Annotated in this window: 17 protein-coding genes and 1 tRNA gene; 8 read left to right on the forward strand and 10 right to left on the reverse strand. The window is 70.3% G+C overall.

The window, feature by feature from the left end:
- Nucleotides 1-2: 2 nt before the first annotated feature.
- The 7 genes from WA805_RS26670 to galU all read right to left on the reverse strand — a co-directional run bounded on the left by WA805_RS26670 (nt 3) and on the right by galU (nt 5,027).
- Nucleotides 3-76 (reverse strand) — tRNA-Ala (locus WA805_RS26670).
- A 51-nt stretch (nt 77-127) separates the two neighbouring features.
- Nucleotides 128-946 (reverse strand): hypothetical protein, encoded by an 819-nt coding sequence (locus WA805_RS26675; protein ID WP_425243723.1) that lies wholly within the window; start codon nt 944-946, stop codon nt 128-130.
- 125 nt (nt 947-1,071) lie between these two features.
- Nucleotides 1,072-1,716 (reverse strand): GNAT family N-acetyltransferase, encoded by a 645-nt coding sequence (locus tag WA805_RS26680; protein WP_422272005.1) that lies wholly within the window; start codon nt 1,714-1,716, stop codon nt 1,072-1,074.
- 58 nt (nt 1,717-1,774) lie between these two features.
- Nucleotides 1,775-2,305, reverse strand: a complete 531-nt coding sequence (locus WA805_RS26685; RefSeq protein WP_422272007.1) for a MogA/MoaB family molybdenum cofactor biosynthesis protein — start codon at nt 2,303-2,305, stop codon at nt 1,775-1,777.
- Nucleotides 2,302-2,790 (reverse strand): cyclic pyranopterin monophosphate synthase MoaC, encoded by a 489-nt coding sequence (moaC, locus tag WA805_RS26690; protein WP_422272009.1) that lies wholly within the window; start codon nt 2,788-2,790, stop codon nt 2,302-2,304. Before moaC ends, WA805_RS26685 begins: the two co-directional genes overlap by 4 nt.
- Nucleotides 2,791-2,895: 105 nt before the next feature.
- A complete protein-coding gene (gene glp, locus WA805_RS26695) occupies nt 2,896-4,128 on the reverse strand; it encodes a gephyrin-like molybdotransferase Glp (RefSeq protein WP_425243724.1) in 1,233 nt (410 codons plus the stop codon).
- Nucleotides 4,125-5,027: a UTP--glucose-1-phosphate uridylyltransferase GalU gene (gene galU / locus WA805_RS26700; protein WP_422272013.1), complete on the reverse strand. Its 903-nt coding sequence runs from the start codon at nt 5,025-5,027 to the stop codon at nt 4,125-4,127. Before galU ends, glp begins: the two co-directional genes overlap by 4 nt.
- A 31-nt stretch (nt 5,028-5,058) precedes the next feature.
- Here galU and WA805_RS26705 point away from each other — a divergent pair, with 31 nt between their 5' ends.
- The 3 genes from WA805_RS26705 (at nt 5,059) to WA805_RS26715 (ending at nt 6,947) form a co-directional block, all read left to right on the forward strand.
- Complete coding sequence (locus WA805_RS26705) at nt 5,059-5,640, forward strand: 5-formyltetrahydrofolate cyclo-ligase (RefSeq protein ID WP_422272015.1); 582 nt, start codon at nt 5,059-5,061, stop codon at nt 5,638-5,640.
- 102 nt (nt 5,641-5,742) lie between these two features.
- Entirely contained in the window at nt 5,743-6,135 is a 393-nt protein-coding gene (locus WA805_RS26710) for an FmdB family zinc ribbon protein (RefSeq protein WP_422338114.1), read from the forward strand.
- 5 nt (nt 6,136-6,140) lie between these two features.
- On the forward strand, nt 6,141-6,947 hold the full coding sequence (locus WA805_RS26715) for an S-methyl-5'-thioadenosine phosphorylase (RefSeq protein ID WP_422290407.1): 807 nt from the start codon (nt 6,141-6,143) through the stop codon (nt 6,945-6,947).
- Between the two features lie 5 nt (nt 6,948-6,952).
- Here WA805_RS26715 and WA805_RS26720 read toward each other — a convergent pair whose 3' ends face one another.
- From WA805_RS26720 to WA805_RS26730, 3 genes are read right to left on the reverse strand one after another with little or no spacing between them, the layout of a single operon-like run.
- Nucleotides 6,953-9,301: an aerobic carbon-monoxide dehydrogenase large subunit gene (locus WA805_RS26720; RefSeq protein WP_425243725.1), complete on the reverse strand. Its 2,349-nt coding sequence runs from the start codon at nt 9,299-9,301 to the stop codon at nt 6,953-6,955.
- Nucleotides 9,298-9,780 carry a (2Fe-2S)-binding protein gene (locus tag WA805_RS26725; RefSeq protein ID WP_424564405.1) on the reverse strand — a complete coding sequence of 161 codons (483 nt, stop codon included), beginning with the start codon at nt 9,778-9,780 and terminating at the stop codon, nt 9,298-9,300. The genes WA805_RS26720 and WA805_RS26725 overlap by 4 nt, the downstream gene beginning before the upstream one ends.
- Nucleotides 9,777-10,658, reverse strand: coding sequence for an FAD binding domain-containing protein (locus tag WA805_RS26730; RefSeq protein WP_422323828.1), 882 nt, complete (start codon nt 10,656-10,658; stop codon nt 9,777-9,779). The genes WA805_RS26725 and WA805_RS26730 overlap by 4 nt, the downstream gene beginning before the upstream one ends.
- A 51-nt stretch (nt 10,659-10,709) precedes the next feature.
- On the opposite strand from WA805_RS26730, the gene WA805_RS26735 reads away from it, so the two are divergent.
- From WA805_RS26735 to WA805_RS26755, 5 genes are all read left to right on the forward strand, one after another.
- Nucleotides 10,710-11,663, forward strand: coding sequence for a LysR family transcriptional regulator (locus WA805_RS26735; RefSeq protein ID WP_422278146.1), 954 nt, complete (start codon nt 10,710-10,712; stop codon nt 11,661-11,663).
- A 183-nt stretch (nt 11,664-11,846) separates the two neighbouring features.
- Nucleotides 11,847-12,095, forward strand: a complete 249-nt coding sequence (locus WA805_RS26740) for a hypothetical protein (RefSeq protein WP_422278148.1) — start codon at nt 11,847-11,849, stop codon at nt 12,093-12,095.
- Nucleotides 12,095-12,985 carry an FAD binding domain-containing protein gene (locus WA805_RS26745; RefSeq protein ID WP_422278150.1) on the forward strand — a complete coding sequence of 297 codons (891 nt, stop codon included), beginning with the start codon at nt 12,095-12,097 and terminating at the stop codon, nt 12,983-12,985. Before WA805_RS26740 ends, WA805_RS26745 begins: the two co-directional genes overlap by 1 nt.
- Nucleotides 12,986-12,987: 2 nt before the next feature.
- On the forward strand, nt 12,988-13,512 hold the full coding sequence (locus WA805_RS26750) for a (2Fe-2S)-binding protein (RefSeq protein WP_422278152.1): 525 nt from the start codon (nt 12,988-12,990) through the stop codon (nt 13,510-13,512).
- A gap of 1 nt (nt 13,513) precedes the next feature.
- Nucleotides 13,514-14,512 (forward strand): molybdopterin cofactor-binding domain-containing protein (locus WA805_RS26755; RefSeq protein ID WP_425243726.1); only part of this gene is annotated, 999 nt, incomplete at its 3' end.

The raw sequence follows: 14,512 nt of genomic DNA on the forward strand, positions 1-14,512 counted from the left end.
GGTGGAGCTGAGGGGATTTGAACCCCTGACCCCCTCGATGCGAACGAGGTGCGCTACCGGACTGCGCTACAGCCCCGAGAACCTGAGCTAGCGTAGCAAACTTTGCCGCCTGCTCGTGCCACGGCCGTTAGTCGCCGACGGCGCGGAGCCTCTTCAGCGGGTACTCGTCGGCGTAGTCCTGGTCGGATCCGTCGGAGCGGCCGGCGACTTCCGCGTTCGAGGTGGTGTACTTCCCCGCGAGGCCCGGCGCGAAGTCACGACCCGTGTCCTCGTAGCGCACGGCGGGCGCCGGCGGAGCGGCCGGGACGGCCGGGGCAGCTGGAGTAGCACGAGCCGCGGCGGCGCGCTGAGCGGCCCGCTCGCGGGCGCGTTCTTGCGCTCTGAGCCTGGCGTGTGCCGCTTCTTCCTCGCGCTGCGCGCGCTCGGCGTCGGCGTGCGCCGCCTCACGGAGCAGCAGCGCGTATCCGATCAGCATGATCGACGGCGGGATGAGAACCCAGAGCGCGGCGAGTTTGAGCACCGCGAGCGCGACCGCGGCGATCTCGAGAATCGTCAGCATGCCGAGCAGGCGGCGGCGGGCAGCCATCATGCGCCGCCGTGATTCTTCGGGCGGCAGCGGCAGCGGCGGCGGCGGCGGGACGCGGCGTCCGGCATCCGGTGCGGGAACTTCCTCTGGCGCCGGGTCAGCCTCGGCTTCGACGGTCACGTCGGCACGGAACGTCTCTGTATAACGGACCCGGACGGCGGCCGCCGGCTCGGCCGTCCAGGACTCGTCGTCGTCAGCGGCGTCCTCGGCTGGGATGACATCGCCGGGCACCACGTCACCTGGTACCGAAGTGTCCGCGGCGCTGCCCGCGCCGCGGGCCGAATCCCGGCGCAGCCACCGGGGGATGAGCACGCAGGCCCAGATCACGACGATCGCAACGTAAAGGATCGCGCTGCTCACCGGGTTCGTGCCTCCCCACTTTTCGTCGCGGCACCTGGGTTGCGTACGTGACGCAGCGTAAAGGCACTGACGGTGGATAACGAGGATCCGCGCGGCGTGTCGCGAAGATCAACGGCAATCGACCGTTATGCCCCCGACCTTGACGAGTGAGACAGCGAGCTGCGCCAGCGCGGCAGCATCCCTGTCGGCACTTCCTCGGCGGTGATCGCGTAACAGATGTGGTCGCGCCACGCGCCGTTGATGTGCAGCTGCCGGACGCGGGTCCCTTCCTCGCGGAAGCCGAGCTTCTCGACGACCCGCCGCGACGCGGTGTTCTCCGGCCGGATCGACGCTTCGAGCCGGTGGATGCCGACGACGCGGAAGCAGTGATCCACGGCCATCGCCAGGGCTGTGGGGGTGATCCCGCGGCCGGCGTACGCCTCGTCGATCCAGTAGCCGATCTGCCCTGAGCGCGACGACCCCCAGACGATCGAGCCGACGGTGAGCTGGCCGGCGAACTGGCCTCCGTAGGTCACCACCCAGGGCAGCGCCTGGCCCTGGCGCGCCTCGTGCCGCATGGTGCGCACCATGCCGACGTACGGCCCGATCGACGAGCGGTGCAGCGGCGTCTCGGGGTTGGACGGCTCCCAGGGGCGAAGCCACGAGGCGTTACGGACCCGGATCTCGCGCCAGGTGCGGGCGTCGGAAACCCGCACTGGCCGCAGCCCGACCGGCGCCTCGAGCAGGTCAGGCTCGGTGATGGTGGCCGGCCACCCACGGATTCGTCCCACGGTTGTCTATCATTCCCCTGAGCGACACTTAATACGATCTAAGCGTAGGCGCCTGACTCTACGCAATTTCCGCGGAACTCTCCGCCTCCCCGTCGGAAGGCGGATCGGCGCGTGCGTGATCACCGCCGCGGATCTGGTCCACCGCGTGCAGGAGTATCGGCCGCAGTACGTTCATGCCGTCTCGTACACCGCCCGACGAGCCGGGCAGGTTGACGATCAGCGTGCGGGACGCGACGCCAGCCAGCCCGCGGGACAGGATCGCCGACGGCACTCCGGCCGCGGCCCCGGCCGACCGCAGCGCCTCCGCGATGCCGGGGATCTCCCAGTCGAGCACCCGCCGCGTCATCTCCGGCGTCTGGTCGGTTGGCGTCAGCCCGGTCCCCCCGGTGGTGATCGCCACGTCGTACTCCGCGGTGACCGAGTCCCGCAGCACCTGCTCCACCGCGTCGCCGTCCGGTATAACGAGCGGCCCGTCCACTACGTCGCATCCCGCCGACCGCAGCAGTTCCACCAGCACCGGCCCGGAACGGTCCTCGTACACCCCCGCGGCCGCCCTGTTCGACACGGTGATCGCCAGCGCCCGGATCATGAGCGCCGCCAGGGGCCGGACTTGCCGCCGTCCTTGGCTTCCAGCCGTACGTCGGTGATCACCGCGCCCTTGTCGACCGACTTGATCATGTCGATCAGCGTCAGCGCGGCCACGCTCACCGCGGTCAGCGCCTCCATCTCGACCCCGGTCCGGTCGGCGGTCCGCACGTCGGCGGTGATCGAGACGCCCGCGTCCTCGACGGCCAGGTCGACGGCGACGCCGTGCAGCCCCAGGGGGTGGCACAGCGGGATCAGGTCGGGGGTTCGTTTCGCGCCCTGGATGCCGGCGATCCGCGCGACCGCGAGCGCGTCCCCCTTGGGCACCCGGCCGTCGCGCAGCGCCGCCACCGCCGCGGGTGACAGCAGCACGCGCCCCGACGCCCGCGCGGTGCGGACTGTGACGTCCTTAGCCGATACGTCAACCATGCGGGCCCGTCCTGCCTCGTCGAGGTGGGTGAGCCGCGTCGCGGGAGCAGCGTCGCTCATGGGAGAAGACTACGCGTGACGCAAGCGACGCCACCCATGGACTGCCTGACCGCGGTCAGCCATCTGAGGATGAGAAATAGGGCCGAAAGTGATGGGAAGTTGAGTTCACGGGAGGACGAGGACGTCGACCGTCTCGCCCGCGGGGAGCCGGGCGTCCGCCTCAGGGACGATGATCAGGGCGTTGGCCCGGCCGAGCGCGGCTATCTGGTGCGAGCCCTGCCCGGACAGCGGAGTCACCTGATCGCCGTCAAGCACGCCGCGCAGGTAGGAGCGCCGCCCGCCGGGTGAGCGCACCGAAGCGGTCAGCGTCGCCCTCGCCGCGGGCAGCGCCAGGTCGCCGGCGCCTTGCAGAGCCGCCAGCGCGGGCCTGACGAACAGCTGGAACGACACGTAGGCGCTCACCGGGTTGCCGGGCAGCGTGAAAATCGGCACCCGCTTCTCGCCGATCGTGCCGAACCCCTGCGGCATCCCCGGCTGCATCGCCACCTTCCTGAAGGCCACGGTGCCAAGCTTCTGCAGCGCCGCCTTCACCACATCGTGCTCGCCGCCCATGCTGACCCCGCCGGTGGTGATCAGCAGGTCGGCACCGTCAAGCTGTTCTTCGAGGGCGGGCAGCATGCCTGCCGGGTCGTCGGGCACGCCGGAGCGCCGGCGGGCGAGCGCCCCCGCCTCACGGGCGGCGGCCGCGAGCATGTAGCTGTTGGAATCCCAGATCTGGCCGGGGACCAGCGGCGTGCCCGGCTCGGTCAGCTCGTTGCCCGTGGACAGCACGACGACCCGCGGCCTGGGCCGGACCATGACCGCCCGGCGCCCCGCCGACGCGGCCACCGCGATCTGCATCGGCCGCATCCGTACCCCGGCCGACAGCAGCGTCTCGCCTTCGGCGGCGTCGCCGCCCGCGTACCGAACCGCGTTGCCCGGCTCGACCGGGCGGTAGACCTGCACCCGGTCGGTACCGCCGTCGGTCGATTCCACCTGCACGACAGCGTCCGCGCCGTCCGGCATTCGCGCGCCGGTCATGATCTTGCTGGCGGTCCCGGGTGAAATCCGATAGGTGTCGGTGTCGCCCGCCGCGATCTCGCTGGTGACCTGGAGAGTCGTGGGCGCCCGTTCTGAAGAGCTGATTGTGTCTTTCGCGTGTACGGCGTAGCCGTCCATGCCCGAGTTATCAAAGGACGGCAGGGAGATCGCCGCTGTCACGTCCTCAGCGAGCACGCAGCCCTCGGCGTCGGCGAGCGTCACGCTCACCGGGGGCAGCGGTGTGATGGCGGCCAGGATGGCCGACTGGTACTGCTCGACGGGAATGAACGGCCCGTCGTGCCCGTGACCGGCCGTCACTGTAGCCCGTCGAGGTACTTGCGCAGCCACGGGATGAACTCGCTGGCCAGGTCGGCCCGCTCGGCGGCGAACATCACCATGGTGCGCAGGTAGTCCAGCTTGTTTCCGGTGTCGTAACGCCGCCCTTTGAACAGCACCCCGCGCAGCTCGCCCTTGCCGGCCAGCACCTTGAGCGCGTCGGTGAGCTGGATCTCCCCGCCACGGCCGGGCGGCGTCTCGCGCAGGATGTCGAAGACCACGGGGTCGCAGACGTACCGGCCGATCACGATCCACCGGCTCGGCGCCGACCCGGGGACCGGCTTTTCCACGAGGTCCGTGATCATGGCCACGTCGCTTTCGTCGGTCGGCGTGATCGCGGCGCAGCCGTAGAGGGAGACCTCCTCGGGGTCGACCTCCATCAGCGCCACGACGCTGCCGCCGAAGCGGTTGCGCACGTCGATCATCCGCGTCAGCAGCGGGTCCCGCGCGTCGATCAGGTCGTCGCCCAGCAGCACGGCGAACGGCTCGCTGCCGACGTGCTGCGCCGAGCACAGCACGGCGTGGCCAAGGCCCCTCGGGTCCCCCTGCCGGACATAGTGCATGGTGGCGAGGTCGCTGGACTCGCGGACCAGGGCGAGCTTGTCCCAGTCCTCCTTGGCGGCAAGCGCCTCCTCCAGCTCGTACGCCCGGTCAAAGTGGTCCTCGATCGAGCGCTTGCTCCGCCCTGTGATGAGCAAGACGTCGTTGAGGCCTGCCGAGACGGCTTCCTCCACGACATACTGAATCGCAGGCTTGTCGACGACAGGCAGCATTTCCTTGGGCGTGGCCTTCGTCGCCGGCAGGAAGCGCGTGCCCAGCCCTGCGGCTGGCACCACAGCTTTGGTGACTGCTGGCGTCCTGGCATTGCCGGTACCGACCATGCGTCAAGCCTAATGACTTCTCGGGAGCAACGTGCACGACATCGACAAGGGCACCCTGCGCCGGCGGCAGGTGGCTGCCCGCACTGCGATGCCAGATTCGATTCGTAACGAGAGCGGCCGCCTCATCAGGGATCACGTGCTCGAAATGCCGCAGGTGACGTCGGCGGGAACGATCGCAGCCTACTATTCGGTCGGCACCGAACCGGATACCCGCGGACTGATCTTCGCGCTGTGGAAGCGGGGCAGTTACGTGGTCCTGCCGGTGCTGCTGCCAGACGGCGACCTGGACTGGGCGTCGTACGAGGGACCCGAGTCGCTGGCGCCAGGGCCGCGCGGCGTGCTGCAGCCGGTGGAGCCGGTGCGCGGGACCGGCACGGTCGCGCGGGCGGACGTGGTCCTGGTGCCGGCGCTGGCCGTGGACGTGCGCGGCCGGCGGCTCGGGCGTGGCGGCGGGTCGTACGACAGGGCGCTGGCCCGGGTGGGACCTCAGGTGCCGACGATCGCGCTGCTGTATGACTCCGAGCTGCTGCCTTCGGTGCCCGCGGAAGAGCATGACCAGGCGGTTCGCGCGGTGGCGAGGCCTAAGCAGGGGATCACGTGGCTGCCCGTCTGAGGAAGGCCTGAGGAATCAGCGGACCCCGTGCACGGTTATCCTTAGCAGTCTGCTAGCCAGAGTGCTAATCTGCGAACCGAGTTGGCTCCCCCGGGAGGATCCGTGCCCACTTACCAGTACGTTTGCACCGAGTGCGGTGATCAGGTCGAGGCGGTGCAGAAGTTCACTGACGACCCGCTGAGTGTTCACGACACGTGCGGCGGCAGGCTGCGCAAGGTCTTCTCGCCGGTGGGCATCGTGTTCAAAGGATCGGGCTTCTACCGGACTGACAGCCGTAAGGGGTCGTCGGCCGCGGCGGCGGCGTCCTCGTCGTCCGGCGACTCCCCGAGTTCCGCTGGCGACAAGAAGACCGGTGACGGCGACAAGGGCGACAAGAAGGCTGGCGAGAAGTCCTCGCCGTCATCGTCGTCCGCTTCGTCTTCCTCTTCCTCCGGTTCCTCCGGCTCCTCTTCCTCGGGCAGTTCCTCGGGCTCTTCCGGCGAGAAGGTCGCCTGACGGTCATGGCCGCGGTCGCCGACATCGGGGTCATCGGGGGTTCTGGTTTCTACGAGTTTCTGACCGACGCCGACGAGGTGAAGGTCGAGACCCCGTACGGCGAGCCCAGTGAGGCAGTGCTCGTCGGCGAGGTAGCCGGCCGCCGGGTGGCCTTCCTGCCGCGGCACGGCCGCGACCACCGCTTCCCGCCGCACAAGATCCCGTACCGCGCCAACATGTGGGCGCTGCGGTCGCTCGGCGTCCGGCGCATCCTGGCGCCCAGCGCGGTCGGCTCGCTCACCCCGTCTTACGGCCCTGGCACGCTGGTCGTTCCCGACCAGCTGGTGGACCGCACCGGGGGACGGATGCAGACGTTCTACGACGAGTACGCGGTGCACGTCCCGTTCGCCGACCCGTACTGCCCGTCGGGACGGGCGCGGGCGATCGCCGCGGCACGGCAGTCCGGCTGGGTGCCGGCCGGCTCGGGCACGCTAGTGGTCATCCCCGGGCCGCGGTTCTCCACCCGCGCCGAGTCGCAGTGGTACGCCGCGCAGGGCTGGACACTGGTCGGGATGACCGGGCACCCGGAGGCCGTGCTGGCCCGCGAGCTGGCCTTGTGCTACACGACGCTGGCGCTCGTCACGGACACCGACGCCGGCGTCGAAGAGGGTGACGGGGTGACCCAGGAAGAGGTGTTCGCGGTGTTCGCCGCGAACATGTCGCGGCTGCGCGAGCTGGTGGCAAAGATCATCGGCTCGTTCCCCGCGGAGCGCGAGGACGACATCTGCGCGCATGCCCTCGACGGCATCCGCCTCCCGGTCGAGCTCCCTTAGCGCGGTCAGCCGAGCGACAGGTCCGTGCGGACCGGGCGGCCCTGGATGGCTCGCCACACGTTGCCGGGGGTCAGCGGCATGTCGGCGTGCACCACGCCGAACGGGGCGAGCGCGTCCACGACCGAGTTGACCACGGCGGCCGGCGAGCCGACGGTGGCCGACTCGCCGATGCCCTTGGCGCCGACAGGGTGATGCGGCGACGGGGTGACGGTCTCGCCGAGTTCCGGCGACGGGCATTCGAGCGACGTGGGCAGCAGGTAGTCCATGAAGGACCCGCTGAGGCAGTTGCCCGTCTCGTCGAACACGATGGACTGCATCAGCGCGATGCCGATGCCGTCGGCCAGCCCGCGGTGCACCTGCCCCTCGACGATCATGGGGTTGATCCGGACGCCGCAGTCATCGACCGCGATGAAGCGGCGCACTCGCACCTCGCCGGTGCCGGGATCGACGTCGGTGACGCAGATGTAGGCGCCGAAGGGGAACGTCAGGTTCGGCGGGTTGTACACGGCCGACGCGTCCAGGTGGCCTTCGACCCCGGCAGGCAGCTCGAGCGTCGAGTGCGCGGCCTGCGCGATCTCCGCGATGCCGAAACCCAGGTCGGGGTCGCCGCGCACCCGCCACTTGCCGTCCAGCCACTCCAGGTCGTCCGCGGCGACCTCGAGCATGGCCGCGGCCACCACCCGGGCCCGGTCGCGCACCCGGGTGGCGGCGACGACGGCCGCGGCCCCGGACACCGGGGTGGAGCGCGAGCCGTAGGTGCCGAGGCCGAACGGTGTCCGGTCGGTGTCGCCGTGCACCACGTCCACGTCGTCCGGCGATATGCCCAGCTCGTTGGCGACGAGCTGGGCGAACGTCGTCTCGTGTCCCTGGCCCTGGGTCTGCACGGAGACGGCGAGCACGGCCTTGCCCGTCGGGTGCACCCGGAGGTCGGCGCCGTCGGCCATAGCGAGGCCCAAGATGTCCATCTGGCTGCGCGGGCCTGCGCCGACGCCCTCGGTGAAGAAGCTCAGCCCGATGCCCATGTACTCGCCGCGGGCCCGCCGCTCGGCCTGCTCGCGGCGCAGCTCGTCGTAGCCGGCCATGTCCAGGGCCAGCCGCAGCGCCCGCGGGTAGTCGCCTGAGTCGTACTGCCAGCCGGCCGGGGTGGTGTAGGGGAACTGTTCGGGCCGCAGCAGGTTGCGCATCCGCAGCTCCGCCGGGTCCATGCCGAGCTCGCGGGACAGCATGTCCGTCAGCCGCTCGACCAGGTACACGGCCTCGGTGATGCGGAACGAGCACGAGTAGGCGACGCCGCCCGGCGCCTTGTTCGTGAACACGCCGGTGACCTCGCAGTACGCCGCGCGCGTCTGGTAGGAGCCGGTGAAGATGTGGAAGAAGCCCGCCGGGAACTTGGACGGCTGCGCGGCCGCGTTGAACGCGCCGTGGTCGGCGAGCACCTTGGCGCGCAGGGCGAGGATCTCGCCGTCCGCGGTCGCGGCGATCTCGCCGTGCATGTGGTAGTCGCGTGCGAACGTGGTGGACATCAGGTTCTCCGCCCTGTCCTCCACCCACTTCACTGGCCGGCCGGTCGCCATCGAGGCGGCGATCACGCACAGATAGCCCGGGTAGACGGGTACCTTGGCCCCGAAGCCGCCGCCCAGGTCGGGCGACACGACCCGGATCTTGTGCTCGGGCAGCCCGGTGATGGCCGCGTAGAGCGTGCGGTGGGCGTGCGGGGCCTGGCTGGTCACCGTCAGGGTCAGCCTGCCGCCGACCGCCTCGTAGTCGGCGATGGCGCCGCAGGTTTCCAGCGGCGCCGGATGGGACCGCGGGTACATCATGTCGCAGCTGACCACCACGTCGGCCGCGGCGAACGCCGCGTCGGTGGCCGCCTTGTCGCCGGCCGACCAGTCGAAGATGCGGTTGCCGTCTGGCATGTCCTCGCGGACTACCGGCGCGCCGGGGTCGAGCGCGGTGAGCGCGTCCATCAGCGGTGGCAGCGGCTCGTAGTCGACGACGATCAGCTCGAGCGCGTCCCGCGCCGCGTACCGGTCCGTCGCCACCACGAACGCGACCTCCTGGCCCTGGAAGCGCACCTTGTCGGTGGCCAGCACCGCCTGCACGTCCCCGAACACGGTCGGCATCCACGCCATGCCGCGTTCCGCCAGGTCGTCGCCGGTGAGCACGGCCACGACCGCCGGGTGGGCGAGGGCGGCGGTGACGTCGACAGAGACGAGGCGGGCGTGCGCGAGCGGGCTGCGCAGGATCGCGCCGTGCAGCATGCCGGGCACCGCGATGTCGTCGATGAAGGTGCCCTGCCCCCTGATGAACCTGGCGTCTTCCTTGCGGGGGATTGGCCCGTAGGCGCCGGTCATGCCCCGCCGCCTTCGGCCCGGCCGTCGTGCTTGGCGGCCCACAGCACGGACTTGACGATGTTCTCGTATCCCGTGCAGCGGCAGACCTGGCCGGAGATCGCCTCTCGGATCTCTTCAGGGGACGGGTCGGGGTTCTGGTCGAGCAGCCAGCGCGCGGTCATGAGCATGCCGGGCGTGCAGAAGCCGCACTGCAGCCCGTGGCAGGCGGCGAAGGCGTCCTGCACCGGGTCGAGGACACCGCCCCTGGGCAGGCCTTCCACGGTGGTGACCCGCCGCCCGTCTGCCATGACGGCGAGCACGGTGCAGGACTTGACCGGCGTCTCGTCGAGCCACACCACGCAGGCGCCGCAGTTCGACGTGTCGCAGCCCCAGTGCGAGCCGGTCAGCCGCAGCTCGTCGCGCAGGAAGTGGATGAGCAGCAGCCGCGGCTCGACGACCCGTACGTAGTCGGTTCCGTTGACGGTGACGGTGATCTTCACGGTGCCTGCCCGCGGGCCCGGCTGATGGCGAGGCGCAGCACCCGGGCGGTGAGCTCCCGCACCAGGTGCCGCTTGTAGTCGGCGGGGCCGCGCTGGTCGGAGCCAGGACGGCAGTGCTCCGCAGCGATCTCGCCGGCCCGCGCCAGGGTCTCCTCGTTGGCCGGCTGGCCGCGCAGGAACTCCTCGGCCTCCGCCGCGACGAAATGCGTGGCGCCGACCGCGGTCAGCCCGATGCCGACGTCGGCGATGCGATCTCCGTCGCCCGCCAGCCAGACCGCCGCCCCGGCGGCGGCGATCGGCCAGTCGCCGATCCGCCGGGCCACCTTCATGTACGCGCTGCCGCCATCGAGCCGGATGGGCAGCCTGATCTCGGTGAGCATCTCGTCGGGGCCGACGACGGTCTGGTAGGGGCCGGTGTGGAACGCCCGCGCGGACACCTCCCGGCTGCCGTCGGGGCCGTGGATGATCATGGAGCCCTTCAGCGCGGCGAACGCGGCGGACAGGTCTTCTGACGGGTCGGCCTGGCAAAGCGAGCCGCCGATCGTGCCCCACTGCCGCACGACGGGATCGGCGATCACCCGCTCGGCGTCGCGCAGGATCGCGAAGTGCTCGCTCGCCACGGGCGCGGCCAGCAGGTCCGCGTGCCTGGCCAGCGCGCCGATGCGCAGCTCGCCGTTGGTCGGCTGGATGTAGCGCAGCCCGGTGATCGCGTTGATGTCGATAAGCACCTCAGGCTGCGCCAGCCGCAGTTTCATCATCGGTATCAGGCTGTGGCCGCCGGCCAGGATCCTGGCGCCCGGGGCATACCTGGCGAGCAGCGCGAGGGCCTGTTCGACGCTGGTGGCCTTCTCATACTCGACTTGCGCGGGGACCTGCACTCAGACCTCCCAAGCCGTAGTGTGCGCGCGCTCCTGCGATGTCGTACGTTCATGAGTGTGACACTGACGCAGCTGAACGCCTTCGTCCTGGTGGCCAGGCTCGGGTCGGTCCGAGCGGCCGCCAGCGCGCTCGGCGTCAGCGAGTCCGCCGTGTCGCAGGCCATCACCGCGCTCAGGCAGGACCTCGGCGATCAGCTGATCACCAGGAGCCAGGCCGGCATGACGCTGACGCCCGGCGGGACGCGGCTGCTCGGTACCGCGTCGCAGATCGTCATGCTCGGCGCCGAGGCGCATGCCGCCGTCCGCGCCGCGCAGGGCGCGCCAGAGCAGCTGCGGATCGTCGCCACGTCCACGTTCGCTGAGTTCGTGGCGGGGCCGCTCATGGAGGCGTTCCGGCGGAGGTTCGCCGGGTCCGTCGAGGTCACGACCGGAGTCGCCGCCTCCGGCGAGCAGGCCGTGCTGATCGGGAACCGGCTCGCCGACGTCGCCTTCGGGCCTGGGCCCGCCGACGAGCGCGAGATGCCCATCGTCAGCGAGCCCATCTTCAAGTACCGGCTCGTCGTGGTCGCCGCGGGGAACAGGCTGCCGCGCGGCCCGGCCAGGCAATGGCGCTGGCTGGTGGACCCGTCCGGCACCGACCCCGGCAGCGAGACGGCCAGGCTGCTGCAGCGGCTCGAGGTCCCGGACGGCAACATCGGGGTCTTCCAGAGCCAGACCGCCGCCTGGGCGGCCGCGGCCGACGGCGCCGGGGTGGCGCCGGCGATCGAGCACCTGGTGTCTCACCAGCTGCGACGCGGTGAGCTGTCGTTCGTCGACATGCCGGGCCTGCCGGTGGAGGAGTGCTGGCACGTGACCCTGCTCGAGCGGGAGTGGCGCGGCGTCGCCGCGAGCGCGCTGCGCCGGTTCCTCAACACCCCGGAGGCGATGCAGCTGATGCGCTCGCCCGCCGCTGGCGTGCCGCCGTCCCGGTTCAAGCCCCCGGTCTACGTCACCATCTGGAGCTGATGGCGCCGCTCCTGGCGCTGAGAGCGCCGATTTGCCCGTCATTTCCACCTAGGTCACCTGGCCAATTAAGCAACAGCTTATTTCGCTGTTGCAGCTGTGTTAAGCGGGCGAGACCATACCGGTAATTCTCGTTAACACGGGTACCAGCGCGGTGCCCGTCCCCGGACGGCGGGAGATCGTCGCATGCGTATCGAGTCCGACGGACACAGCAAGGGCAATCCGCGGCTGTTCGAGCTGATAGAGAACGCGCCCAAGGAAGGCAAGAGCCCCACCGTGTGGGCCTGGCCTGAGCTCGTCGATTACCTCAAGATCGCTGGTCAGCCGGTCTCCGGCCCATGGCCGCCGCATCAGGAGCCGCGCCCCGACCCCGACTACGAGTCGGGGCCGCAGGCGGTGGCCGACCCCCACTCGGCAGAAGACCGGAGGCAGTGATGTTTCCATCGCGGTTCCGTTACGAGGCGCCGCAGTCCCTGGACGAGGCGATCAGCCTGCTGCGCGACGGCGGTGACTACGTCAAGGTGCTGGCCGGCGGCCAGAGCCTGGTGCCGATGATGAAACTGCGCTTCGCCTCCCCTGAGATGCTTGTCGACATCAACAACGTGCCGGGCCTGGACTACCACCGGACGGATGCCGACGGCAGCCTGCACGTCGGGGCGCTCTGCCGGCACGCCGACCTGGAGCACTCGGACCTGCTCAAGGGCACGCAGCCGACGATGGCCGCGGCGGCGCCGCTGGTTGCCGACCCGCTCGTGCGGAACAGGGGCACGCTCGTCGGGTCGGTATGCCACGCCGATCCGCAGGGCGACTGGGCCTCGGTGATGCTGGCACTCGGCGGTTCCGTCGTCGCGCAGGGAACGCGCGGCAAGCGCGTCATCCCGCTCGCCGAGTTCGTGACCGGCCCGTTCCAGAACGTCCTCGAGCCCGATGAGATCGTGATCGAGGCCGTCGTGCCGCCGGCCAAGGGGACGCGGGCCGGCGGGTACCTGAAGCTCGAGCGCCGGGTAGGGGACTTCGCGACCGTCGGCGTCGCGGTGGCCATCGAAACCAGCGCGGACACCGTGGTCCGGGCGGGCATCGCGCTCACCGGCGTCGGCGGGTCCACCATCGGCGCCACCGAGGCGGCCGCCGCGCTGGCCGGCAAGCCGCTCACGGCCGAGAGCATCGCGGAAGCCGCCGAACTCGCGGCTGCCGCCGCGCAGCCGAAGACCGACCACCGCGGCACCGCGGAGTACAAGCGGCACATGGTGAGCGTCTTCGTCAAGCGCATCCTCGTCGCGGAGAACGGCACGGCAGCCGGCACGAGCACGGAAAGGGCGGCCTGACCATGACGATCGTCTACGACGACCTCGGCGACGAGGCAGCGAGCGAGGTCCCGGTCCGCAAGATCAGGTTCACCATCAACGGCAAGAAGAAGGTGGCCGAGATCGAGCCGCGGCTGCTGCTCGCCGACCTGATCCGGCGCGGCCTCGCGCTAACCGGCACGCACCGGGGCTGTGACACGACCAACTGCGGCGCGTGCACGGTGCTTGTCGACGGCAAGGCGATCAAGTCCTGCACGATGCTGGCCGTCCAGGTCGACGGCCGCGAGGTTGAGACCGTGGAGGGGCTGGCGTCGCAGAGCGAGCTGCACCCGATCCAGGAGGGGTTCAAGGAGGAGCACGGGCTCCAGTGCGGGTTCTGCACCCCGGGCATGATGATGGCCACCAAGGCCCTGCTCGACCGCAACCCGGACCCGACGGAAGAAGACGTGCGGTGGGCGCTGTCCGGCAACCTGTGCCGCTGCACCGGGTACCAGAACATCGTGAAGTCGGTGCTCTGGGCGGCCGAGAAGCTCAGAGCGGAGGCATGAGGTGACTAGCCAGGCGCTAGACGAGATCAAGATCGGCGGGCTCGGCTCCAGCCGTAAGCGCGTCGAGGACGACCGGTTCATCCGCGGCAAGGGCAACTACACCGATGACATCGTGCTGCCCGGCATGCTGCACATGGAGATCCTGCGCAGCCCGCTGCCGCACGCGCGCATCAAGTCGATCGACGCCAGCAGGGCATGGGAGATCCCCGGCGTTCACCTGGTCCTCACCGGGGAGATGATGGCGACGCGGAACCTCGCCTGGATGCCGACGCTGTCCTATGACACGCAGGCGGTGCTGGCCACCGACAAGGTGCGGTTCCAGGGCCAGGAGGTGGCCTGCGTCATCGCGGACGACCCGTACGTCGCCAAGGACGCGTGCGAGGCGATCGAGGTCGACTACGAGCCGCTGCCGCCGATCGTGAACCCGTGGCAGGCGCTGGCGCCCGACGCGCCGGTCATCCGCGACGACAAGGTGAACCAGGCGGACAACGTCGTCTACAACTGGGAGGTCGGCGACAAGGCGGGTACCGACCGCTCCTTCGAGCAAGCCGACGTGATCTCCAAGCTCGAGCTGCACTACCCGCGGAGCCACCCGTCGCCGATCGAGTGCTGCGGGTCCATCGCGGACTTCAACCGGGCCACCTCGAAGCTCACCGTCTACATGACCTCCCAGGCGCCGCACATCATCCGCGCCGCGGTCGCGATGGTGGCCGAGCTCCCCGAGCACATGATCCGGATCGTCTCGCCCGACATCGGCGGCGGCTTCGGCAACAAGGTGCCCGTCTATCCGGGGTACGTCTGCTCGATCCTGGCCTCGATCCTGCTTGAGCGCCCGGTGAAGTGGATCGAGGACAAGACGGGCAACCTCATCTCCACCGGTTTCGCGCGGGACATCTACCTTAAGGGCGAGATGGCGCTGAGCCGCGACGGAAAGATCCTCGGCGTCCGGATACACACCGACGCCGATCACGGCGCCTTCTTCTCCGACGCGCAGCCGAGC

This window comes from Trebonia sp., from assembly GCF_049794275.1.
Classification (GTDB): domain Bacteria; phylum Actinomycetota; class Actinomycetes; order Streptosporangiales; family Streptosporangiaceae; genus Trebonia.

Coding starts and splice junctions, on each gene's coding strand:
- WA805_RS26685 (WP_422272007.1), bottom strand. CDS start 2,305: ATGATCCGGGCGCTGGCGATCACCGTGTCGAACAGGGCGGCCGCGGGG.
- moaC (WP_422272009.1), bottom strand. CDS start 2,790: ATGAGCGACGCTGCTCCCGCGACGCGGCTCACCCACCTCGACGAGGCA.
- galU (WP_422272013.1), bottom strand. CDS start 5,027: ATGGTCGGTACCGGCAATGCCAGGACGCCAGCAGTCACCAAAGCTGTG.
- WA805_RS26715 (WP_422290407.1), top strand. CDS start 6,141: ATGGCCGCGGTCGCCGACATCGGGGTCATCGGGGGTTCTGGTTTCTAC.
- WA805_RS26720 (WP_425243725.1), bottom strand. CDS start 9,301: ATGACCGGCGCCTACGGGCCAATCCCCCGCAAGGAAGACGCCAGGTTC.
- WA805_RS26735 (WP_422278146.1), top strand. CDS start 10,710: ATGAGTGTGACACTGACGCAGCTGAACGCCTTCGTCCTGGTGGCCAGG.
- WA805_RS26740 (WP_422278148.1), top strand. CDS start 11,847: ATGCGTATCGAGTCCGACGGACACAGCAAGGGCAATCCGCGGCTGTTC.
- WA805_RS26745 (WP_422278150.1), top strand. CDS start 12,095: ATGTTTCCATCGCGGTTCCGTTACGAGGCGCCGCAGTCCCTGGACGAG.
- WA805_RS26750 (WP_422278152.1), top strand. CDS start 12,988: ATGACGATCGTCTACGACGACCTCGGCGACGAGGCAGCGAGCGAGGTC.